Source organism: Pseudomonas sp. ML2-2023-6 (genome assembly GCF_037055265.1).
In the GTDB taxonomy this organism is placed as follows: domain Bacteria; phylum Pseudomonadota; class Gammaproteobacteria; order Pseudomonadales; family Pseudomonadaceae; genus Aquipseudomonas; species Aquipseudomonas kulmbachensis.
Map to the genome: position 1 here is coordinate 2,197,822 of NZ_CP146347.1, position 21,039 is coordinate 2,218,860.

Here is a 21,039-nt window from a genome sequence, read left to right on the forward strand (position 1 = left end):
CGGCCGGGGAGACCGATTTCAGCCATTCCCAAGGGTGGCAGTGGCCAAACCGGGAAAGTCTGTAATCAGGCTATCTACGCCGAAGTCGGCGAGCCTGCGCATCAGCGCAGGCTCGTTGACTGTCCATACCGACACATGCAAGCCCTGGCGCTGTGCCTTCTCAAGGCGTTCAGGCGTGCAAAGTGTCCAGTTCAGCGCCAACATCTCGCAGCCATAGCTCTGGGCGACCTTGATCGGGTCGAGCCAGGCGTATTCGGCTACCAGTCCGCGTGACAGATCCGGGGTCAACTCCAGCGCAGCCTTGAGCACTTCGCGAGAACTGGATGTGACGGTGACCTTGTCCAGGATGCCGTGACGTACCGCCATTTCACGAATCGCCAGCACGGTAGTGGCTGCGCGGGTGCGTGAGGCGCTTTTGACTTCCAGCTGCCAGTGCTCGAAGTTGCATTTCTCAAACAGTTCTTCAAGACGCGGGATCGGGCACGGGTGCATCCAGCCCGGGCCGCCCTTGCGTGCGTCATAGGTCACCAGATCGGCAGCGGTTTGTTCGATCACCTTGCCGCGCCGGTCCGTGGTGCGTTTGAGCGTCGGGTCGTGGATTACCATCAGCTCGCCATCCTTGGACAGATGCAGGTCGAGCTCACAGCGACGAACGCCATGCTTGAGGCATTGCTCAAAGCTGGCAAGGGTGTTTTCCGGTGCTTCGCCTTTGGCGCCGCGGTGGCCATAAATCAGGGTCACAATTGCTCCTTGTAATTAGTGCTCACGGCCCGGTGCTTGCTCGGCCGCAGATTCGTATTGTTCGCGGGCCAGGCGGCGTGCCTGTGCCTGTTTTTGCAAAATATAGCGCGCCAACAGCTGGCGTTGCGTATCGGTGATGGATTCAAACTCAGTGTCTATTTTGTAACCTGCACCCTGCGCCAGGCATTCGCTGACGCGGGCGCGCAGCAGCAAGCCCAGGGCTTGTGGCATCAATACCAGCTTGATCGACAGGTGGCTGCCCGCCGGGTAGGCGTGCGGGTGATGAAACGCGATACCGGCTTCGGACAGCTGTACTGGCTGCGGCTCGCCGATTTTGCCCAGCACGGTTTGTGCGACGATCTGGCTGAGCAGTTCGACGCGTTTATTCAGGGTTTTAAGGTAGCTGGAAAGTGCACGATCACGCTCGCTGATCTGGCGCAGCAGGTGTTGGGACTCGAATTCGCTCAGGTGCAACTCACTGAGCAAATTGAACAACGGCGACGCATCCTGCAACACTTCGCTGCTCGCGGCTTCGGGGGCCGACAGCGGGGTTATTTCCAGTGCGATCAGATCCTCGATACGGTAGTATTCGCGGCGATCTGCGTCATTTAATGTCGACATGGCGAACCCGTGATGGCGGCTGTGGTCTGAGTGTAAAGCTGCTTATCAGGCCCCGCCACAAGGACGTCTTCTTTTCCCTCGAACAAGCCCCGACATGTTCAGACCTCTCTCTTTATTTATCGGCACGCGTTATACCCGTGCAAAGCGCCGCAATCATTTTGTGTCGTTCATTTCTCTGACTTCAATGATCGGACTCGCCCTCGGCGTGGTCGTGATGATTGTGGTGCTGTCGGTGATGAACGGCTTCGATCATGAGATGCGCACCCGTGTGCTGGGCATGGTGCCCCACGCGACTATCGTCGGCGATCAACCGATCAGCGACTGGCAAAGCCTGGCCGCCAAGGTCAAGCAAAACCCGAAGGTGGAGGCGGTTGCGCCGTTCACCCAGATGCAGGGTTTGCTGACCAATGACGGCAATGTGCAGAAGGTACTGCTCAATGCCATCGACCCGGCGCAGGAGCGCAATGTGTCGATCATCGATCAGTTTATGCAGCAGGGGCAGCTCGATTCGCTGACTCCGGGCAGCTTCGGCATCATCATTGGCGACAAGGCGGCGAAAAAACTCGGCGTGGCCGTTGGTGACAAGCTGACCTTTGTTGCGCCGGAAGTCACCGTGACCCCGGCAGGCATGTTCCCGCGCATGAAGCGCTTCACCGTGCAGGGCATTTTCCATGTCGGCGCCGGTGAGATTGACGGTTATCTAGGTATCACCAACCTGCAGGATCTGGCGCGTTTGCAGCGCTGGAAACCCGATCAGGTGCAGGGCCTGCGGCTCAAGTTCGATGATCTGTTCGAGGCCCCGCGCACGGCTTGGGAAATCGCCCAGCAGTTGGGTGAAAACCAGTATTACGCCCGTGACTGGACCCGTACGCACGGCAATCTGTACCAGGCCATTCGCATGGAAAAAGCCATGATCGGCCTGCTGCTGTTGCTGATTGTGGCCGTGGCCGCGTTCAACATCATTTCCACGCTGGTGATGGTGGTCAATGACAAGAAAGGCGACATCGCCATCCTGCGCACCCTGGGTGCAACGCCGGGCACAATCATGGCGACCTTTATGGTGCAGGGCACGGTGATCGGTGTGGTCGGAACCGCGATCGGGGCTGTGGTCGGGATGTTTGCCGCACTTAATGTCAGCGCCGCGATCTCGGCCCTGGAAGGTCTGATCGGGCACAAGTTTCTCAATGCCGACGTGTATTTCATCGACTACCTGCCGTCGCAATTGCAGGCGCAGGACGTGTTGATGGTGTGCGGTGCGGCATTGGTTCTGAGTTTCCTCGCGACCTTGTACCCGGCCTGGCGTGCTGCGCGCACCCAGCCTGCGCAGGCGCTTCGTTATGAGTGAGTTGGGCATGAAAGAACAAGCAGTGTTGAGTTGCCGCAACCTGGGCAAGTCCTATGAGGAAGGCCCGGAATCAGTGGTTGTACTGTCGGGCCTGCAGCTTGAGCTGCATCCCGGTGAGCGGGTAGCGATTGTCGGCACCTCGGGCTCGGGCAAAAGTACCCTGCTCAATATGCTCGGCGGCCTTGATACCCCGACTACCGGCAGCGTCTGGCTGGCCGGTGAAGAGCTGTCAGCGCTGGGCGAAAAGGCCCGTGGCCTGTTGCGTAATCGTTCGTTGGGTTTCGTTTACCAGTTCCACCACTTGCTGCCCGAGTTTACTGCGCTGGAAAACGTCTGCATGCCGCTGTTGATCGGCAAGACGGCGATCCCCGAGGCGCGTGAGCGTGCCACTGCATTGTTGACCCGGGTGGGTCTGGGCCATCGCCTGGAGCACAAGCCGTCGGAGTTGTCGGGCGGCGAGCGCCAGCGTGTGGCAATTGCCCGAGCACTGGTCAACAAGCCGGGGCTGGTGATGCTCGACGAGCCCACCGGCAACCTCGATTCGCACACCGCCCAAGGCATTCAGGATCTGATGCTGGAGCTCAGCACGTCGATGCGCACTGCGTTCCTGGTGGTGACGCACGACATGAATCTGGCCCGCCAAATGGACCGCGTGTTGCACCTCCAGGAAGGTTGCCTGACCGCGATCTGATCGGCCAGAACCCGGCGCCTGCCAGCAGGTGTCGGGTCTTTAATTTTTATACGGTGCCCGCGAATGTTCAGACCGTTATCGATTTTTATCGGCACGCGCTATACCCGCGCCAAGCGCCGCAATCGTTTTGTTTCGTTTATCTCCATGACCTCGATGATCGGCCTCGCCCTGGGCGTGCTGGCGATGATCGTGGTGTTGTCGGTGATGAACGGTTTTCAGCGTGAAATGAGTAATCGCATCCTTGGTATGGTGCCGCACGCGACCATCGTTGGGGTAAAACCGATTGATGACTGGCGCCCGGTAGCCGATGCCGCGATGAAAAATCCTGAAGTCACGGCAGCTGTGCCCTTCACCGAGCTGGACGGCATGCTGTCCTTCAAGGGGTTGATGCAGCCGATCCAGATCAGCGGTATTGACCCGGCTCAGGAAGGCAAGGTGTCGATCGTGACCCAGCATATTGCGCAGGGCAGTCTCGAAGACCTGAAACCGGGCGAGTTCGGTGTGGTGCTGGGTGATATTACAGCGCGGCGTTTTCGCCTGGCGGTCGGTGACAAGATCACTTTGATCGTGCCCGAGGCCAGTACTGCGCCGGGCGGGATCACCCCGCGTTTACAGCGTTTGAACGTGGTGGGCATCTTCAAGGTCGGGGCTGAGCTGGATGGCACCATGGGCCTGATCCATATGGCCGATGCTGCTGCCATTCAACACTGGGAGCCGAATCAGGTGCAAAGCGTGCGCCTGGCGGTCAAGGACCTTTACGCGGCGCCGCAGGTTTCGCAGCAGGTGGCAGCGGGCCTGGGGGATGGTTACAAGGCGGACGACTGGACCCACACCCAGGGCAGTCTGTTCAGTGCCATGAAAATGGAAAAAACCATGATTGGTCTGTTGCTGCTGATGATCGTTGCCGTGGCGGCGTTTAACATCATCGCCACACTGATCATGGTGGTGAACGACAAGGGCGCGGATATCGCAATTTTGCGCACCATTGGCGCTACACCGCGCCAGATCATGGCGATTTTTATGGTCCAGGGTACGGTGATCGGCATCGTCGGCACCTTGATTGGTGGCGTGCTGGGGGTGATTGCGGCGTTGAATGTCAGTGAGCTGGTGGGTTGGATGGAGCGGGTTTCCGGGCAGCACATCTTCAGTTCCGACGTGTATTTCGTCAGCAATCTGCCGTCAGAGTTGCAAGGTGGTGATGTGGCGTTGATCTGTGGCGCGGGCTTTGTGCTGAGCTTTTTGGCCACGCTGTACCCCGCGTACCGTGCAGCCAAAATCCAGCCGGCCCATGCGCTGCGCTATTCCTGATTGGATTCGCCGTTATATGTGGGAGCGGGCTTGCTCGCGATTGGATCACTGCGGTTAGCATGACAGACCGCAGCGCCTGTATCGCGAGAAGGTCAGGCAGGCAACTCAATTACAAACCGTGTGATCCCTTCCTGCGACTCACAGCGAATCTGCCCACCATGGGCACGTATGATCGACTGGGTGATCGCCAGCCCCAGCCCCGCATGCTCGCTACTGCCTTCACGGCGCGCCGGGTCTGCCCGATAGAACCGGTCAAACAGGCGCGGTAGCAACTCGGCGGGTATCCCGTCGCCAGTGTTCTCGATGCTGATGCGTACCCCGGTCGTTGATTGGCCAATCAGGACCTTGATCGCACCCCCGTTTGGCGTATAGCGCAGTGCGTTATCCAGCAGGTTGGAGAGGGCGCGGCGCAGCATGCTCCGATCACCTGCCAGGTGCGCGCTGCCTTCGCGGCTCAGCCCTATCTGCGAGTCTTCGGCCAATAGCGCATAAAATTCCAGCAGCGCCTCCACTTCATGGCTGAGGTCCAGCGGCTCGCGGCGCGGCGTAAGCAAGCCATGGTCGGCCTTGGCCAGATACAACATATCGTTGACCAGCTGGGCCATCCATTGCAGTTCCTCGAGGTTGCTGTGCAGTGCCTCGCGATACTCTTCAATGCCCCGTGGGCGGGTCAGGGTGACTTGAGTGTGGGTCAGTAAGTTGGATAGCGGAGTGCGCAACTCATGCGCGATATCGGCGGAGAACGCCGACAATCGCTGAAATGATTCGTCCAGCCGTTCAAGCATGGCATTGAAGGCAGTGGCCAGGTCCGCCAGTTCGCTGGGCATTTGTTCCTGGGGCAAGCGGGCGTTGAGCGAGTCAGCCGAAACACTGGCTGCAATCGCGCTCATGCGACGCAAGGGGCGCAGGCCGCTACGTGCTGCCCAGGCGCCGAGAATTGCCGTAGCCAGCGCTGAGAGGCCGACAGTCATCCAGATCAGGCGTTGCATGCGCTGCAGAAAGTGCTGGTGGTGGGTGATGTCCAGCAACAGCGTCAGATGCGGGGCGTTTGGGTTGTCGTTCTGTGGCACCAGCACGCGGTAATCGGTGCCATTGATTTGTAGGCTGCCCAGGCCCGGCCGGGTTTCAAGGTCAAGTGGCAGGCGCGGTGAGCTGTCAAACCACAGGTGCCCGTCCGGGCCGCGCACCCGCACTGCAAGATCCGGCTGGTGGGTCAGGTCCTGTTGCAGTGCCGGCAGGCGCAGGGTGAAGCGCTCCAGGGTGTCTGCCCCTTGCAGCGTGCTGCGCAAGACGGCGAGGCGGCTTTCCATCAGTTGCTGATCGAGCTCGACAAAATGTACTTCGCTGGCCCGTCCGAACAGCACCCCGGCAAACAGCGATACCACCGCAGTGCAGCCTGCAAACAACAGTGCCAGGCGGCTGCTCAGGGACAGCCGGCGCATCAACTGCTGCGCTCTTCGAGTACGTAGCCCATGCCGCGGACGGTATGGATCAACTTCTGCTCATGGCTGTCGTCGATTTTCAGGCGCAGGCGGCGGATCGCGACTTCGATGACGTTGGTGTCACTATCAAAGTTCATGTCCCACACCTGCGAGGCAATCAGGGACTTGGGCAGCACCTCGCCTTGGCGGCGCAGCAGCAGTTCCAGCAGGGAGAACTCCTTGGCGGTGAGGTCTATGCGCTGGCCGTTGCGTTCTGCGCGGCGGCGGATCAGGTCCAGACGCAGATCGGCCAGTTGCAGGCTGGTTTCCTGCGGTGTATTGCTGCCGCGACGCAGCAGGCTGCGCACCCGCGCCAGCAGTTCGGAAAATGCGAACGGCTTGACCAGATAGTCGTCGGCCCCCAGTTCCAGCCCGTGGACGCGGTCGTCGACGGCATCGCGCGCGGTCAAGAACAGCACCGGCATGGTCAGCCCTGCGCTGCGTACCGCTTGCAGGATTTGCCAACCATCGCGACCGGGCAACATGACGTCGAGAATCAGCAGCGAGTAGTCGCCTGTCAGTGCCAAGTGTTGCCCGGTAATACCGTCGGCAGCCAGTTCGGCGGTGAACCCGGCCTCGCTCAAGCCCTGGCGCAAGTACTGGCCGGTTTTAACCTGGTCTTCGACAATCAGCAGTTTCATGGTCGACTCATCGTAAAAATTAACCTCAGCCTTATACCTTGCCGCTCGTTATGTAGGGTCAAGCTGACAAAGTTGTAATCTTACGGTCAGTTGAATGCCAGTACCGGGATTTTAAAGTGGTGATATGACTTTTGGTTTCTGGGAGCAAGTATGACCGTACGTATCCGTTTGTCGCTCGCGGCCTGTTTATTGGCTTTGGGTTTGCCGGTGATGGCCTCGCCTGCCGGCCATTATGATTTCGGCCAGCCTGCGCCAGCCGCCAGTGCCACGCGTACGGTGGAGGTGGACATGACCGACATGGCTTTCACGCCAAAGTCACTGGAGGTGAAAGCCGGTGAGACCGTACGTTTTGTACTGGTCAATAATGGGCAGTTGCTGCACGAATTCAACCTGGGCAATGCGGCAATGCACGCGGCGCACCAGAAGGAAATGCTCGAAATGCAGCAAAGCGGCATGCTCACGCCGACCGGCGTGGGGCGCGGGGCCATGGATCACTCGGCAATGGGCCACGGTTCGATGGAGATGCCCGGCATGAAGCACGACGACCCTAACAGTGTGCTGGTGGAGCCGGGTAAAACCGCTGAGCTGACCTGGACTTTCAGCAAGGCCGACAACCTGGAATTTGCCTGTAATGTGCCCGGTCACTACCAGGCGGGTATGGTCGGCAAGGTAAAAGTGGCGCCTTAAAACGCCCTGATCGTCAGTGAACGCTGAAAGCCTGGCTTAAACCCGATAGAATTACCGGGTTTTTCTAGCCAGGTTTTTTGTCATGCATCCCGCCGCCGAACATTCCCCGCTGGGCAAGTCCAGTGAATACATCAGCACCTATACCCCGTCCTTGCTGTTCCCGATCCCGCGTGCGGCGAAATGGGCAGAGCTGGGCCTGAGCGCCGAAACCCTGCCTTACGTCGGGGTGGATTTCTGGACCTGCTTCGAACTGTCATGGCTGTTGCCATCGGGCAAGCCGGTGGTGGCCATTGGCGAGTTCTGCTTTGCCGCTGATTCGCCAAATATTGTCGAATCCAAGTCGTTCAAGTTGTACCTGAACTCGCTGAATCAGAGTGTGTTTGCCGATACGCCAAGCCTTGTGGCCACATTACAGGCTGATCTGTCAGCTGCATCTGGTAAACCTGTCAGCGTGCGCGTACGAAGTCTGGATGAGTTTCAGGCTGATGGCGTGGCCGTTTTGCCGGGTGTGTGCATTGATGACCTGGACATCACGGTCAGCGATTATGCGCAGCCGCGTCCTGAGCTGCTCAAGTGCGATGATTCGCGGGTCGTTGAAGAAAGCGTTTACAGCCATTTGCTTAAATCCAACTGCCCGGTCACCAGCCAGCCGGATTGGGGCACTGTTGTGGTGCAATACCGTGGCGCGGCGCTGGATCACGCCAGTCTGCTGGCGTATCTGGTGAGCTTTCGCCAGCACTCGGACTTCCATGAGCAATGTGTGGAGCGGATCTTTCTCGACTTGCAGCGCTTGCTCAAGCCCGAGAAGTTGACCGTGTATGCGCGCTATGTGCGCCGTGGCGGGCTGGATATCAACCCGTACCGCAGCACCGAAGCGGTCGAGTTCCAGAATGTGCGGTTGGTGCGTCAGTAACAGCAAATGCTGTAGATACTCTGTTGCGGGTCGATCCCCTCGTGGGAGCGAGCCTGCTCGCGAATTGCTCTTCGCGAGCAGGCTCGCTCCCACGCTTGAAGTATCCCTTCGGCAGCGCCTACAAAGTGATCGGAGCTCTTAGATCCGGCTCAGTGCCTTCGCCTGCTCCAGCACGGCTTCGACATGCCCTGGCACTTTCACCCCGCGCCACTCATGGCGCAGCACACCATTCTTGTCGATCAGGAAAGTGCTGCGATCAACGCCCATGTATTCCTTGCCATACAGCTTTTTCAGCTTGATCACGTCAAACAGCTGGCACAGGGCTTCGTCCTTGTCGCTCAGCAACTCAAACGGGAAACCCTGCTTGGCCTTAAAGTTTTCATGGGACTTGAGGCTGTCGCGGGACACGCCGAACACTTCAGTATTGGCCGCCTGGAACTCGGCGTAATGGTCGCGAAAGCCCTGGCCCTCGGTGGTGCAGCCCGGTGTGCTGTCCTTGGGGTAGAAGTAAATCACCACCTGCTTGCCCTTGAGCTGCGACAAGCTGACGGTTTTTTCACTCGTCGCCGGGATCTGGAAGTCGTCTACGGGTTGGTCAATTGCAACGGCCATTAAGTCGGTTTCCTTACATCGGGTTCTGTGGGCGCCACGGTTCGATCAGTGCGTCCAGGTTCAACGCGTCGGCGAAGTCCAGGAACTGATCGCGCAACCAGCTGATTTGTACACCAGCCGGCAAGGTTACGGTGAACGTGGCATTGAGCATGGTGCCGCCGGTCTGTGGGGCCAGATAGGTGTCGCATGTCAGGTTTTCCAGTTCAACCTGGTGGTCCATGAAAAACTGGCACAGCTCGTTGATGATGTCCGAGCGGTAGGCCGAACTCACGTAAGCGACATACGGCAGCGCTTGAGGGCGGATTTCAAGGGCGGCACTGCGCACAACATTGACGCTGAACGCATGTTTTTTGGCCAGCGCTGGCAAGCCTGCTTCAAGGCGCGCCAGGGCGTCCCAGCTACCGGTGATTTCCAGGACCAGCGCACTGCATTCGCCGTGGCGAGTCAGGCGCGAGGTCACGACGGCGCAGCGATTTTCATGGCTGGCGCGACACAGGACGTTAGTCAGCTCCATTGGGTTGGCGCCAAGGGCACTGATGACAAGGAATTGTTCGCGGACTGTGGGGGTGGACATGCAGCCTTCCTAAAACGATGAGCGGTCAGTACGGTCGATGGGCTGCGAGTCGAATATTCAGTTGCCTCTCAAACGCCTGAACCCCGAGAACACGCCATTACAGACGGTTTGCAGGCTCTGCAAACCGCGCTCGGCGGCGTTTGGGCGGGGCTTTGAGCGTCTGGTGAAGGGCTGTGAAACAGACCCGCACGCACATCAGTACCAATCAAAGCCTGAAGGGTAGCGAAAAGCAACGCTAAGGGGAATGCTCATCGGGCGCGCTGTTGCTTGTGCAAGGGTCATGGCGCCAGTACCATTACGGCTCTCTTTTTCCGGCAGGAGCGGTTGCATGATTGCGGGCAGTATGGTGGCACTGGTCACACCTATGGATGCACAAGGTCGTCTTGATTGGGACGCTCTGAGCAAACTGGTGGACTTTCACCTGCAAGAGGGCACCAACGCCATTGTTGCCGTTGGCACTACAGGTGAATCGGCAACTCTGGATGTGAACGAACACATCGAAGTGATTCGTCACGTTGTCAAACAGGTTGCAGGGCGTATTCCGGTGATTGCCGGTACGGGCGCCAACTCGACGCGTGAAGCGATCGAACTCACCACTAATGCAAAGGCCGCTGGCGCCGATGCATGTCTGCTGGTAACGCCGTATTACAACAAGCCGACCCAGGAAGGCCTGTATCAGCACTTCAAGGCCATCGCTGAAGCAGTCGATATCCCGCAGATCCTTTACAACGTTCCGGGCCGTACCGCCTGCGACATGCTGCCGGCCACCGTCATTCGTCTTTCCACCGTGCCGAACATCATCGGTATCAAGGAAGCCACCGGCGACCTGACGCGCGTACCGGTCATCCTCGCAGGTGTGAGCGATGACTTCCTGGTGTACTCCGGCGACGACGCCACCGCAGTCGAGCTGATCCTGCTCGGCGGCAAGGGCAATATCTCGGTAACTGCCAACGTTGCCCCGCGTGACATGAGCGAAATGTGTGCCGCTGCGATGCGTGGCGATGCCGTCACTGCCCGCGCGATCCACGAAAAGCTGATGCCGCTCAATAAAACCCTGTTTATCGAATCCAACCCTATCCCCGTGAAATGGGCTCTGAGCGAGATGGGCTTGATGTCGGACGGTATCCGTCTGCCACTCACCTGGCTCAGCGAGCCTTGCCACGAACCGCTGCGTCAGGCAATGCGCCAGTCCGGTGTTTTGGTTTAATTGAGGAAGCACTACGCATGAAGCGATTGGCCGGACTTTCCGCACTAGCCGTGATTATTTCGAGCACCAGCGGCTGCGGTTGGCTGTGGGGTCAAGACGGGTACTTCCGTGACCGTGGCAGTGATTATCTGGAGGCGCGTCAAACCGCCCCGATGCAATTGCCAGCGGGTGTCCAGACAGACAAGCGCCTTGTGCCGCTGTTGCCGATCCCGAGCAACGTACCCGACGACACCGTTACGGGCGAGTTTGACGTGCCGCGGCCACAACCATTGACGGTTGCTGCCAGCGCCAGCGACTACAGCCTGCAAAAAAGCGGTGACAGCCGCTGGGTAATGGCGCAACGCTCTCCATCCGAAGTCTGGCCGGTAGCGATGCAGTTCTTCCAGGACAACGGTTTCCGTATCGACGAGCAACGCCCGCAAACCGGCGAGTTCACCACAACCTGGCAGCGTGCTGACGAGCTTTCGGCTCCGATGGCCCGTCACGTGGGCAGCAGCGGCCTGGCCTCCGACAGCGAGACCCGCCTGCGGGTGCGCATCGAGCCGGGTGTGCAGCGCAACACCAGCGAAATCTACGTCGTCAGTGCCAACCGTCCAGCGGACAGCACCGCGAATGTCGATTTCGGCAACCGCTCGGTCAACACCGGTCTGGATGCTGCTCTGGTTGATGAAATGCTGATCAGCATGAGCCGCAGCGCCGAGAAGGGCGGTTCGGTCTCGTTGCTTGCAGCGCGTGATTTCGACACCCCGGCCCGCGTCACCCTGAGCGAAGACGGCAGCGGCAACCCGGTACTTACCCTGACCGAAGACCTCGACCGTGCCTGGTCAGGTGTTGGGCGTGCGCTTGAGCAGGGCGAATGGCGCGTTGAAGACATCAACCGCACCTTGGGCCTGTACTACATCAACCTCGCCGAAAAAGCCGAGAAGAAGGACGAGAAACCTGGTTTCTTCTCTGGCCTCTTCGGCAGCAAGCCGGACAAGGAAGAAGTTGAAGCCCGTGCCCAGCGCTATCAGGTTCGCCTGAGCAAGGTCGGTGACAGCGTGCAGGTCACTGTCGAAGAAAACATCAACACCGTTGCCTCGCCAGAAGTGGCGCGCAAAGTGTTGGGCGTGATTCAAGACAACCTGGGCTGATTCTATGCGTTTTGCCGTTCTCGGCAGTGGTAGCCAAGGGAATGGCACGCTGATAACCAGCGACAACACTTATGTACTGGTCGATTGCGGTTTCTCGTTACGAGAAACCGAGCGCCGCCTGGCCCGGTTGGGCGTTAACGCGCACCAATTGAGCGCGATACTGGTAACCCACGAACATGCCGATCACGTGCATGGCGTGGGTTTGCTGTCTCGGCGCTACAATTTGCCGGTGTACATGAGTCGCGGTACTCAGCGCGGGATGCGCAAACCCTTGGAGCCTGCCGGTTACGTGGCAGGTGGCGAGACGTTGCAGATAGGGGCGTTGACCATCAGTGTGACCCTGGTTGCCCATGATGCTCAGGAACCCACCCAGTACGTGTTCAGTGACGGCAAGCGGCGCTTTGGCCTGCTGACCGATCTGGGCTCGTACTGCGCTGGTGTGCTGGACAGCTATAGCAACCTGGATGCATTGATGATCGAGGCCAACCATTGCCGCGACCTGCTTGCCCGTGGTCACTACCCTGCTTTTCTCAAGCGGCGTGTAGGCGGCCAGGAAGGACATTTGAATAACCATCAGGCCGCAAGCCTGGTGGCCGAGTTGGGCTGGCAAGACCTGCAACACCTGGTACTGGCCCACCTCAGCAGCAAGAACAACCTGCCGCAGCTGGCCCGGCAATGTTTCGTCGACACCCTTGGGTGCGACCCGGACTGGCTGCAACTGGCCGATCAAGATTCAGGGCTCGACTGGCGCACAATCGCCTAGCCCACTTACTTAGCATGCGGAGCCCATCATGGAAAAACGTGAAGAACTCTATCGCGGTAAAGCGAAATCGGTTTACAAAACCGATGACGAAAACCGCTTGATCCTGCTGTTTCGCAACGACACTTCGGCGTTCGACGGCAAGCGTATTGAACAGCTTGATCGCAAAGGCATGGTGAACAACAAGTTCAACGCCTTCATCATGCAGAAACTCGAAGAAGCCGGCGTGCCGACCCAATTCGACAAACTGCTGGGCGACAACGAATGTCTGGTCAAAAAACTCGACATGATCCCGGTCGAGTGCGTTGTGCGTAACTACGCTGCAGGCAGCCTGGTCAAGCGTCTGGGTGTGGAAGAGGGCATGAAGCTCAATCCGTACACCTTCGAACTGTTCCTGAAGGACGACGCCAAGGGCGACCCGTTCATCAACGAATCCCACGTAGTGGCATTCGGTTGGGGCACTGCCGAGCAACTGGTTCGCATGAAAGAACTGTCGCTCAAGGTCAACGACGTATTGAACAAACTGTTCGACGACGCTGGCTTGCTGCTGGTGGACTTCAAGCTTGAATTCGGCGTTTTCCACGACGGCAGCATCGTTTTGGGTGACGAATTCAGCCCGGATGGCTGCCGTCTGTGGGACAAGGCAACTGGCAAGAAAATGGACAAGGACCGCTTCCGTCAGGGTCTGGGTGACGTAATCGAAGCCTACGAAGAAGTTGCCAACCGTCTCGGCGTTCCGCTTTAAGCTGTAAAGGCGCGCAAGCAACTGATACAGCGCGGTTTTTTTGAAAAAAGGCTTTGCCATAATCAAAAACCGCGCTATTATTCGCGCCGTTGGAGAGATGCCAGAGTGGCCGAATGGGACGGATTCGAAATCCGTTGTACTGGCGACAGTACCTAGGGTTCGAATCCCTATCTCTCCGCCATACATAGAAAACCCTTGTAAATCAAGCACTTACGAGGGGGCAAAAAAAGCGTTTTGTACCAACGCTTTGTACCAAAATAAAATAGCCCTGATCTGCGGATTGGGGCTTTTTTTTGCTCAAAATTTGACCAGCATGACCGAAAAGCCAAGGGCGAAGAAATCAGAACTTGGTGAGCCGCTGTGAGCGCGTATAAGACGTTTTGCCATGACTAGGCGCAACGAGTAGGGTGTGCGTCTTAGAGGGGCGCGTAGAGCCTTAGACGCTGCCGTTATCGCTAGATTTGATGATTTTGAGGGTTATGAGCTTGGACAATCCAGATTTTGGCATGTTAGATATTCCTCGGCTTTTGTTAGTCAGTAAGACAATTAACGTTACTCTCGATGGACGAGAAGGGAATGGTAATGAAAAATTTGAAAATTGCTTTTATGTTTTGAATGATGAAAATGCAAATGGCTTAGCATTTTCTCTTATGTCATCAAACCGCTGTATTGAATTTTATGCAGTAGCTCAAAAAGGTGCAGAGGTTTTTATCTATGACCTAGGTGCAAAAGAACCAAGCCGGGTTGGTGCGGGCAATATGACCACCACCGTTGTTGATGAGTGGATTGAGATTGCTTTTACATTGAAGAGCTTTGTTTTGACAATGAAAATCAAAATGCATTTCTTAGAAGCGGATGCTTATATTGATTACATAAAAAGCAAAGGGGATGAGCTTGGTCTGAAAAGATTTGCACTGATGAATCAGATTGAAAAAATGAAATTCGATTTGGTGGGAAGAATTTTTAGTATCGGATATTTTGATAATAAAGATTTAGTTGTATTTTGGTATAAATCGCAATTTGCAGAAATGAATGTAAGGGACGGAAATTTTTATATTCGAATAGAAAGTGGGGCTGGAGAGAATTCAAAGTGTACAGCCATAACTCTTGTTGATGAAAATGGCGATTATCCAGATCATGACAATTACAAAAGACTTTCGTTAATGGTGCGAATGTCAAGTAGTGATGATATTTTGACTATCAGAAATGTAGATTTGATATGTGATTCAAATTCAGAAGAAATTGCTTACAGCTTTGCCGATGGGTTTAATAAAATAATATTCACTGCTAATCGCGGGATTAATGATATTGAAGATAATCCTCCGTATGAAATGTTTACAGTAATTAAAGGTTTTGTATAAAAGCCTTACTTTATGAAGTTGAGCGAAAAAAGTTAAGTGAGTTAATTCTCGGTGCAATGCTCTGGATTGACTCATAAAGCCCTGAATTTCACGCTCTAACCCTTTTCTGGTGTGCCTCATCGTAGAACACCCTAGGATTGCTCTAAAACGCACAATTCAATCATTACTTATAACACTACCCAAACTAAAACCTAAAAATCTTTAAATCTGCTTTTGATTTGCCGGTTGTTCTCACAACTGGATTGAATAGAAACAAGGATTCTGAATATCATCATCTAGAAAAATTCTCAATTCCCGCGAAGCGAGTGGATTTTCTATCATCGAAAGGATTCGTTGTTTTTTAAAAAAATTTCTAATTGAGAGGTTTGCTTTCCAGTTCCCTTTTTTTTGTTCCCAATATGTTTTTTGGTTTCGGGAAAATTTCTGGCGTTTCGTTTTTTCATTGGTTTCTAAAAACTTTAATGCGCGGCACGCACGCTATACGTTTTGCCCCCTTGAATTTAAAGGGCTGTGGAGGAGATCTTAGGTACTGTACTACCTTTTATAACCTGATTTACCCCCCAATTAAAAGGTACTGTACTACCTTTTAAAGCCACTTATTTCCACGTAAATCTGTGTTAAGCCATTTATGAAAGGTACTGTGCTACCTTTTAATCGTAACCAAAATTGTTCAATAAATAGCCAATTCTTACGATAAGCCTATTGAGTTTGAGATTTGGCATGGAAATGCCCTTTGATAATAATCGTTTGTAATGAGCAGGAATAATCAGACATTATAATATTTTTCGAAAATATTTCGCTTAACCCCTAAAAATCTGTTAGGTAAATGTTATATTGATAAAACAAGAAAAATAAAGGGGATGAAAAATGTCATACGCATATATCAGCAGAAGAGATAAAACAAAAGAACGCTTGGCTGAATTAGCAAAAGAAAGCACTACGGCATTCACGTTGCTAATGTATCTAATGATTGAGTCTGATGAGAATTTAGGTAAACATCAAATTGCATACGAAAATTACGAAAGAATGGGGGCGTACCTTTCAAAATCAAAAGAAACTGTGCGTGTAGCACTAAACATATTGAGAAAAAGGAAGTTGATAAGTGAAGAGTACGACAAAAAATGCAATATGTTTTTGATAGAAGTTTTGATAAATAAATAATGCGCAGTGAAGAAACGAAGATTCGGAGAAGTAAATGAAAAACCCTTTTACAAGCGTGTTGGGCAAGACAAAGGATAAAATTATCTATGTAAAAACCTACAAAAATGCATTGCCAGTGATTTTTGCTGCGGGTATGTGTGATAGCTACGCGAGAACGATACTGGATTTAGCTGCTGAAGCGATGGATAGAAATAATGAATGTACAGTTTGTTATGCTGATTTAGATAAAGTGCTGGGTATAAAGCAGCCTAAAACAAGAACAAAAGCAATAAACTTGTTGAGGGTGTTGGGGCTTGTTGAAACCGTGAATGGGAATCGTAAAGGAGTAATTCTTTTCAGGCTAAATTCGAGAGCATTCGGAAATTCTTCAGAAATTAATAGCAAAACAGATGGTCGTTTTTGCGAGCCGCTGAATAAATGTGCATTAGATGCAGATGGAATGATTGATAAGAAGTATGTAGAAACTTATCGTTTCTATGAAAAAAGCCAAGCAAAGGTGGAATTGTACGTTGGTATCGATTTCTAAAAGGTATCGTGAGAATACCTTTTGAACGTACTCTTAATTGAGTATGCCTAATCCTCAAATCTGAGGATTTTTCTTAATAAATAATTTATCTTATAACTGGTTTTTACAAAATAAAATGGTACGATATTTGTAGAAACTAAATAAAACCAATATGAACCACAAAGCCGATACTCTATTCCACATGATTTCCGTTCACAATAATCTTTCTCCGAGTGGGGAGAAGGTTTTCAAAGAGCTGATGAAGTTCCTTGATAAAGACGGAATCATAAATATAAATTTCTATCATAAAAAATGCATTGCTAATGATGCTGGTGTGGTTCCTCAGACTGTAAATAATATAATTTTGCAGCTAAAGAAAATCGGCTTGATAAGGTCGGTTGATGTAGGTTCGTTCAAATTAAGCAAAAGTGTTTTCGTGGATGGGTATTTTAACGGTCTCTATGCTCGTACCGAGTGGAAAAATATCAATTACACAATGTCCTTGAATAGCGATGGGTTGTTGCAAGTGAGAGGTGCTGTATGAGCCTCCAAACAGACCGCATGACAGAGCTTGAAAACCAGCTCAGTGCTCTCCAAGCAGACAGATACATCGTTATCCTTACGCCTTCGAAAGCTCTTCAAGCAAAAGGTAAGACTGCCTACACGTTCGCTATCCCCGGCCACATTGGCGAGCGAGCAAAAGGGTACAAAGCTGCTGACCTTTTGGACGGCTCTGTGCTGTCGATTCTTGGTGGTAGAAACGCCTCCGGCTACTCAGTTGGCATCAAGTGCAAGTCTCAGAGCTACCACTACGCAACGCTCTATAACGTCTCTCTCGATGAGTTGCACGCGCTCAAAGCTAACGCTGTGCAGGCTTGCCTTGTCTCTGTTGTTCGTAGAAACGTACACAGAGAAGAGTTTTTCTCTGTTGTGATTCGCTTCAAAAAGACAGAAGCCCTTGGTGACACGACATTTGCTCAAAAAGTGGCTGGCTCGTACCAAGTCAAGTACGGTGAGAAGACACAGAAAGACCTCGAAGCCTGCATACCAGCGTGTGGATTCAAGGACCAAATCAGCGGTATGTTCGTGAAGGCGGATAGATTCCTCGACCGCAATTGCCCCACCTCCCAAGAGCGCTATGAGACGTTTGAAAAGCTCAAAGCAGCTTCGTTTGTGCCTGTCGTGATTCCTTCAAAGCCTGTGAACGTAGGAGACAATGCATTCTATTTTGAATTGAGCCGTGAATTGATTCTCGCGAATGCTGAGAAAGCAGGTGATAAAATTGACCACGAAGACATTAATAAACGCTTGATGAACAAAATGCTAAATGAAAAATACGATGCTGATGAAATTCTTGAATTCTTGGTGAATCGCTTAAAACCCAAGGCTTCTGATGTGTGTGATTTTTGATCAAATCAGGGCTTGCACACTGATTTCAAACGATCAATAATTTGCTCAATCCAAAAGGAATTGAGCCAATGAATATCCCTGACAACGTTTTTGAAAACCCATATGAAGAAGGTCAGTATCTTCATTTCACCATGAACGTGCCGACTGCTGTAAATCACTTAATAGCCACTCTTCAAGTCTATCGAACGTTTGTAATTTCAGAAGATTTGGAAATGGTTGTCAGCGAATTAGCTGAAAATGGTGAAAATTACGAAGCCAATGACTTGGCTGAGATTTTCTCAATTCATGACGTGTTGGCTAATTTCTTTGGTCAATACGGTGATTTAGATATTGAATCAGTGTGGGATGGTTACGTGAAAGATTTCACGACTAAAATCGCACAAGCTGAAATGAAAGATGCGGGTATGGTGATTTTTAAATCGTATTGCTTTCGTGCATTTAAAGCTAAAAGCATTGAGGAAGAATGGGGTGATGCTGTAAATATTTAGAATATTATAGTAATACCCTTGTTTTGATTTTTAAAATGGTATACTGATATTGTAAGCAGCAATTGATAATTTGGTTATTGTTGATTTTTTCTAAAACTGCTTACGATAAAGCGATGAAAAACACTCCGGTTTTTGAACCCACCCACGATGGTGGGTTTTTTTATGGCTTGAGTTGCCTACCTTCATGATTCGATCAATCATACCTCCACACCAAAGGAGACGAATCATATGGCATGGACCTTCAAAGACCGCTACAAGCCCACTCGCATGATTACCGTTGATGATGACGTGGCTGAGCGGCTGAAACGTCTGGAAGACACCTTTGACGCATTCCGTGCCCACAATGCACTGGATGTTGCTGCACGAAAGCAGCAGCTTTTGAACGAAGGTATTGAGTTCGCGAGAGCCATGCTGATGCACACGCACATCAGTTATTGCCTAGGAACGTATGACTGCGAAGAAGACGTATATTTTGACTACTATTGTGAAACCGTTAGGAAGCATTTGATTAATGTGCATCCAGTGTTTGCGATGAGGAAATTCGCTGAATTTATTGCGTTCATTAAGAATCAAAACGAGTCGATTGAGGCGTGTCAGTTTCTCAAAGAAAATATCGAGAAATACCCGGATGATTTGTAGCTTTCAATGCGTCAATTATTGCTTGTTAAAATGTTATAATCATTTGTATAACAGGCAGTAAAAAATATGAAACAAATAATCAACTGTAAGCAAATTCTGAGCGCAACATTTTTGCTGCTTGGGATGGGGATTGGGCAAGCTAATGCTGAATATTTTCAGCGATACACGCAATCAAGTTATGACCAAGCCGGATTAGATGATGTAGCTCTCAAAAAATCACAAGGAGTTGAGTGCTCGTACTACGGTAACGGAAACCCACCTATAAATGATGTTTGGAATGGTTTTCATAACGCCGCTCATAATAAAGGGTATGGTGGAATTGCTTATATAAATAGTCAATATAACGGGATTGATTTATGTGGTCAAAGCGATACATACGATGGATGTGATAGAGTTTTAAGAACGAATAATATCCTTGAAATCCCCGGTCGTGGGTTTGGCACTATATTCTGGAATGGTGAAACAGTCTCAATTTTCGCAAGTGGCGTTTACTACGATAAAGCAGGAAATCCGACTGGTGTTTACGACAAAGCTACTAATAGCGTAACAATCAGCGGATACAAGTATTTTCCATATGGTAAATCGTCAGGAAGATTTAGTTCTTATCTTCGTGAGGTTTGCAGAATTCCAGTTAACTATAATCCGACATTCGTAGAAAAAAAGACGGAAAGCAGAACCCTTACGTGCCCTTCATCACAGCCTAATGGAACTTGGATACAAGAACGTTCTTATGACTTGTACACAGATGGTTCACAGAAAAATGCAACCGAATGGGCTGATAAAACAAAAACCTGTGCAGCTACAATAATAGATTCTGGAATATCAACAAGGACTGTGAATTGCCCAGCGCCACAAACGGGATTAATTACCCAAGGTAAAGGTTATCAAAAATGGTCAGACGGAAGAATAGAATTTACTTCTGGCTGGTCAGTTCAATCAAATACGTGTGCGCTCCCAAAATTTGACGTAAACGATAACGAAAGAAAAGAATTGTGTCCAGAAGGGTATACAGGATTTAAATCGTACAAGTGGGTTTTGAAATACAAAAACGTTGAATACACAACTTTGGATGAAGACGGGGTAGAAATAAAATATACCCTTTCAACTCCTTACGAAGAAGAGGTTTTAAATCTTGATGCGTGCAAATTAATTGCCTCAGTGCCTAAAATTGAATCCAAGCCGGGTAGTGAATCAATTACCTGTGATGCTTATTATGGTTCTGCAAAAGGTACATATGTTGGGGATGTAGTTACCACAGGCAATTATGTAACTGCTTATAGCTCTGTAACAAAACAGACGACTACTGTATTTAATGCAGCAAGCGTTGATGCTAGTAGCTGCAAGCAAGACTCTGACAAGAGTATAAATGGCGAAACACGAAAAGTAGATTGTCCAGTCGGCCAGAATGGTCAGATTACAGAAGTAAGGTATGTGGCAACTGATTCGAAAGGAAATGTCACATATCCTTATGGCTCTGAGTTCACTGTGTTAGAGAATAATTGTTCTAATCCGTCGATTGTAGATAACGTAACCCCTCCTCAAATTTATGACACAAGTACGTTGATTCAGAACCTTTCTTTATCATCAACGATGTTAAGTGATGCTGAGTCGGCTGATGAGATTGTATCGGCTTTAAGTCAGAAGGTAGTCAAGAAAAATGAAATGCATAAACTTAATCTAGAAATTAATGATTTAACACCTGCGAATTTCAACAGAGAGAGCGTATCAAGAGCAATCAAAACTTTCTCTAGAGTTGCAGGCAGCACCTCGAAAGTGCATATCAGATTGCCTACTGATATTCAGATGTATGTTGGTAATGGTGAATTGCTCGATGCGTCAAATAAATCATTTTCTAGCGTTAGATTAAACTCAAACAATGATGTTGAAATGAGTTATTTTGAAATAGACAAAAAAATAAGAACGTCCTCGCCACAGAAAAAAACGATAGTATTTAGTATCTTTAGTGAAGAAGTAGCAAAGATGAACATGGAGTGAGTTCTTTAAATCAAAAGCCTC

The 21,039-nt window shown here is 51.6% G+C and carries 23 protein-coding genes and 1 tRNA gene; 18 read left to right on the forward strand and 6 right to left on the reverse strand.

Annotated elements, in window-relative coordinates:
• Positions 1-18: 18 nt before the first annotated feature.
• Together V6L79_RS10185 and V6L79_RS10190 are read right to left on the reverse strand one after the other, a co-directional pair.
• The gene (locus V6L79_RS10185; RefSeq protein WP_261741457.1) at positions 19-741 is read right to left on the reverse strand and encodes a glycerophosphodiester phosphodiesterase; all 723 of its coding nucleotides are present in this window, start codon (positions 739-741) and stop codon (positions 19-21) included.
• 15 nt (positions 742-756) lie between these two features.
• A complete protein-coding gene (locus tag V6L79_RS10190) occupies positions 757-1,362 on the reverse strand; it encodes a PilZ domain-containing protein (protein WP_338580149.1) in 606 nt (201 codons plus the stop codon).
• Positions 1,363-1,456: 94 nt separating this feature from the next.
• Here V6L79_RS10190 and V6L79_RS10195 point away from each other — a divergent pair, with 94 nt between their 5' ends.
• The 3 genes from V6L79_RS10195 (at position 1,457) to V6L79_RS10205 (ending at position 4,706) form a co-directional block, all read left to right on the forward strand.
• A complete protein-coding gene (locus tag V6L79_RS10195) occupies positions 1,457-2,707 on the forward strand; it encodes a lipoprotein-releasing ABC transporter permease subunit (RefSeq protein WP_261741459.1) in 1,251 nt (416 codons plus the stop codon).
• Between the two features lie 7 nt (positions 2,708-2,714).
• Positions 2,715-3,398 carry a lipoprotein-releasing ABC transporter ATP-binding protein LolD gene (gene lolD, locus V6L79_RS10200; RefSeq protein WP_261742393.1) on the forward strand — a complete coding sequence of 228 codons (684 nt, stop codon included), beginning with the start codon at positions 2,715-2,717 and terminating at the stop codon, positions 3,396-3,398.
• A 63-nt stretch (positions 3,399-3,461) separates the two neighbouring features.
• On the forward strand, positions 3,462-4,706 hold the full coding sequence (locus V6L79_RS10205; protein WP_261741460.1) for a lipoprotein-releasing ABC transporter permease subunit: 1,245 nt from the start codon (positions 3,462-3,464) through the stop codon (positions 4,704-4,706).
• Positions 4,707-4,798: 92 nt separating this feature from the next.
• On the opposite strand, the gene V6L79_RS10210 is transcribed toward V6L79_RS10205, so the two are convergent.
• Both V6L79_RS10210 and V6L79_RS10215 read right to left on the reverse strand, forming a co-directional pair.
• Complete coding sequence (locus V6L79_RS10210) at positions 4,799-6,148, reverse strand: heavy metal sensor histidine kinase (RefSeq protein WP_321836030.1); 1,350 nt, start codon at positions 6,146-6,148, stop codon at positions 4,799-4,801.
• A complete protein-coding gene (locus tag V6L79_RS10215; protein ID WP_261741462.1) occupies positions 6,148-6,828 on the reverse strand; it encodes a heavy metal response regulator transcription factor in 681 nt (226 codons plus the stop codon). The genes V6L79_RS10210 and V6L79_RS10215 overlap by 1 nt, the downstream gene beginning before the upstream one ends.
• Positions 6,829-6,978: 150 nt before the next feature.
• Here V6L79_RS10215 and V6L79_RS10220 point away from each other — a divergent pair, with 150 nt between their 5' ends.
• Together V6L79_RS10220 and queF are read left to right on the forward strand one after the other, a co-directional pair.
• Positions 6,979-7,515: a cupredoxin family protein gene (locus V6L79_RS10220; RefSeq protein WP_321836032.1), complete on the forward strand. Its 537-nt coding sequence runs from the start codon at positions 6,979-6,981 to the stop codon at positions 7,513-7,515.
• 82 nt (positions 7,516-7,597) lie between these two features.
• A complete protein-coding gene (gene queF / locus V6L79_RS10225; RefSeq protein ID WP_261741464.1) occupies positions 7,598-8,428 on the forward strand; it encodes an NADPH-dependent 7-cyano-7-deazaguanine reductase QueF in 831 nt (276 codons plus the stop codon).
• A gap of 138 nt (positions 8,429-8,566) precedes the next feature.
• Here queF and V6L79_RS10230 read toward each other — a convergent pair whose 3' ends face one another.
• Both V6L79_RS10230 and V6L79_RS10235 read right to left on the reverse strand, forming a co-directional pair.
• A complete protein-coding gene (locus V6L79_RS10230; RefSeq protein WP_321836694.1) occupies positions 8,567-9,040 on the reverse strand; it encodes a peroxiredoxin in 474 nt (157 codons plus the stop codon).
• A 13-nt stretch (positions 9,041-9,053) separates the two neighbouring features.
• Complete coding sequence (locus tag V6L79_RS10235) at positions 9,054-9,614, reverse strand: glycine cleavage system protein R (protein WP_261741466.1); 561 nt, start codon at positions 9,612-9,614, stop codon at positions 9,054-9,056.
• A gap of 328 nt (positions 9,615-9,942) precedes the next feature.
• Here V6L79_RS10235 and dapA point away from each other — a divergent pair, with 328 nt between their 5' ends.
• The 13 genes from dapA to V6L79_RS10300 all read left to right on the forward strand — a co-directional run bounded on the left by dapA (position 9,943) and on the right by V6L79_RS10300 (position 21,018).
• Positions 9,943-10,821, forward strand: a complete 879-nt coding sequence (gene dapA, locus V6L79_RS10240; RefSeq protein WP_261741467.1) for a 4-hydroxy-tetrahydrodipicolinate synthase — start codon at positions 9,943-9,945, stop codon at positions 10,819-10,821.
• 17 nt (positions 10,822-10,838) lie between these two features.
• The gene (gene bamC / locus V6L79_RS10245; RefSeq protein ID WP_261741468.1) at positions 10,839-11,954 is read left to right on the forward strand and encodes an outer membrane protein assembly factor BamC; all 1,116 of its coding nucleotides are present in this window, start codon (positions 10,839-10,841) and stop codon (positions 11,952-11,954) included.
• 4 nt (positions 11,955-11,958) lie between these two features.
• Positions 11,959-12,717, forward strand: a complete 759-nt coding sequence (locus tag V6L79_RS10250) for an MBL fold metallo-hydrolase (RefSeq protein ID WP_338580150.1) — start codon at positions 11,959-11,961, stop codon at positions 12,715-12,717.
• Positions 12,718-12,745: 28 nt separating this feature from the next.
• Entirely contained in the window at positions 12,746-13,459 is a 714-nt protein-coding gene (gene purC, locus V6L79_RS10255) for a phosphoribosylaminoimidazolesuccinocarboxamide synthase (RefSeq protein WP_019410660.1), read from the forward strand.
• 91 nt (positions 13,460-13,550) lie between these two features.
• Positions 13,551-13,640, forward strand: a tRNA-Ser gene (locus tag V6L79_RS10260).
• 304 nt (positions 13,641-13,944) lie between these two features.
• A complete protein-coding gene (locus tag V6L79_RS10265; RefSeq protein ID WP_338580151.1) occupies positions 13,945-14,820 on the forward strand; it encodes a hypothetical protein in 876 nt (291 codons plus the stop codon).
• Positions 14,821-15,687: 867 nt separating this feature from the next.
• Positions 15,688-15,981, forward strand: coding sequence for a hypothetical protein (locus V6L79_RS10270; protein ID WP_095008382.1), 294 nt, complete (start codon positions 15,688-15,690; stop codon positions 15,979-15,981).
• 34 nt (positions 15,982-16,015) lie between these two features.
• Entirely contained in the window at positions 16,016-16,507 is a 492-nt protein-coding gene (locus V6L79_RS10275; RefSeq protein ID WP_338580152.1) for a hypothetical protein, read from the forward strand.
• A gap of 151 nt (positions 16,508-16,658) precedes the next feature.
• Complete coding sequence (locus V6L79_RS10280) at positions 16,659-17,030, forward strand: hypothetical protein (protein WP_338580153.1); 372 nt, start codon at positions 16,659-16,661, stop codon at positions 17,028-17,030.
• The gene (locus V6L79_RS10285; protein ID WP_338580154.1) at positions 17,027-17,896 is read left to right on the forward strand and encodes a hypothetical protein; all 870 of its coding nucleotides are present in this window, start codon (positions 17,027-17,029) and stop codon (positions 17,894-17,896) included. The genes V6L79_RS10280 and V6L79_RS10285 overlap by 4 nt, the downstream gene beginning before the upstream one ends.
• 68 nt (positions 17,897-17,964) lie before the next feature.
• Positions 17,965-18,384, forward strand: coding sequence for a hypothetical protein (locus V6L79_RS10290; protein ID WP_338580155.1), 420 nt, complete (start codon positions 17,965-17,967; stop codon positions 18,382-18,384).
• A gap of 228 nt (positions 18,385-18,612) precedes the next feature.
• A complete protein-coding gene (locus V6L79_RS10295; protein ID WP_338580156.1) occupies positions 18,613-19,023 on the forward strand; it encodes a hypothetical protein in 411 nt (136 codons plus the stop codon).
• A 66-nt stretch (positions 19,024-19,089) separates the two neighbouring features.
• Positions 19,090-21,018, forward strand: a complete 1,929-nt coding sequence (locus tag V6L79_RS10300; RefSeq protein ID WP_338580157.1) for a hypothetical protein — start codon at positions 19,090-19,092, stop codon at positions 21,016-21,018.
• Positions 21,019-21,039 lie beyond the last annotated feature (21 nt).

Bases quoted from the DNA above. Each gene is read 5' to 3' on its own strand.
- V6L79_RS10190 (WP_338580149.1), bottom strand. From the start codon at position 1,362: ATGTCGACATTAAATGACGCAGATCGCCGCGAATACTACCGTATCGAG.
- V6L79_RS10195 (WP_261741459.1), top strand. From the start codon at position 1,457: ATGTTCAGACCTCTCTCTTTATTTATCGGCACGCGTTATACCCGTGCA.
- lolD (WP_261742393.1), top strand. From the start codon at position 2,715: ATGAAAGAACAAGCAGTGTTGAGTTGCCGCAACCTGGGCAAGTCCTAT.
- V6L79_RS10205 (WP_261741460.1), top strand. From the start codon at position 3,462: ATGTTCAGACCGTTATCGATTTTTATCGGCACGCGCTATACCCGCGCC.
- V6L79_RS10210 (WP_321836030.1), bottom strand. From the start codon at position 6,148: ATGCGCCGGCTGTCCCTGAGCAGCCGCCTGGCACTGTTGTTTGCAGGC.
- V6L79_RS10215 (WP_261741462.1), bottom strand. From the start codon at position 6,828: ATGAAACTGCTGATTGTCGAAGACCAGGTTAAAACCGGCCAGTACTTG.
- V6L79_RS10220 (WP_321836032.1), top strand. From the start codon at position 6,979: ATGACCGTACGTATCCGTTTGTCGCTCGCGGCCTGTTTATTGGCTTTG.
- queF (WP_261741464.1), top strand. From the start codon at position 7,598: ATGCATCCCGCCGCCGAACATTCCCCGCTGGGCAAGTCCAGTGAATAC.
- V6L79_RS10230 (WP_321836694.1), bottom strand. From the start codon at position 9,040: ATGGCCGTTGCAATTGACCAACCCGTAGACGACTTCCAGATCCCGGCG.
- V6L79_RS10235 (WP_261741466.1), bottom strand. From the start codon at position 9,614: ATGTCCACCCCCACAGTCCGCGAACAATTCCTTGTCATCAGTGCCCTT.
- dapA (WP_261741467.1), top strand. From the start codon at position 9,943: ATGATTGCGGGCAGTATGGTGGCACTGGTCACACCTATGGATGCACAA.
- bamC (WP_261741468.1), top strand. From the start codon at position 10,839: ATGAAGCGATTGGCCGGACTTTCCGCACTAGCCGTGATTATTTCGAGC.
- V6L79_RS10250 (WP_338580150.1), top strand. From the start codon at position 11,959: ATGCGTTTTGCCGTTCTCGGCAGTGGTAGCCAAGGGAATGGCACGCTG.
- purC (WP_019410660.1), top strand. From the start codon at position 12,746: ATGGAAAAACGTGAAGAACTCTATCGCGGTAAAGCGAAATCGGTTTAC.
- V6L79_RS10270 (WP_095008382.1), top strand. From the start codon at position 15,688: ATGTCATACGCATATATCAGCAGAAGAGATAAAACAAAAGAACGCTTG.
- V6L79_RS10275 (WP_338580152.1), top strand. From the start codon at position 16,016: ATGAAAAACCCTTTTACAAGCGTGTTGGGCAAGACAAAGGATAAAATT.
- V6L79_RS10280 (WP_338580153.1), top strand. From the start codon at position 16,659: ATGAACCACAAAGCCGATACTCTATTCCACATGATTTCCGTTCACAAT.
- V6L79_RS10285 (WP_338580154.1), top strand. From the start codon at position 17,027: ATGAGCCTCCAAACAGACCGCATGACAGAGCTTGAAAACCAGCTCAGT.
- V6L79_RS10290 (WP_338580155.1), top strand. From the start codon at position 17,965: ATGAATATCCCTGACAACGTTTTTGAAAACCCATATGAAGAAGGTCAG.
- V6L79_RS10295 (WP_338580156.1), top strand. From the start codon at position 18,613: ATGGCATGGACCTTCAAAGACCGCTACAAGCCCACTCGCATGATTACC.
- V6L79_RS10300 (WP_338580157.1), top strand. From the start codon at position 19,090: ATGAAACAAATAATCAACTGTAAGCAAATTCTGAGCGCAACATTTTTG.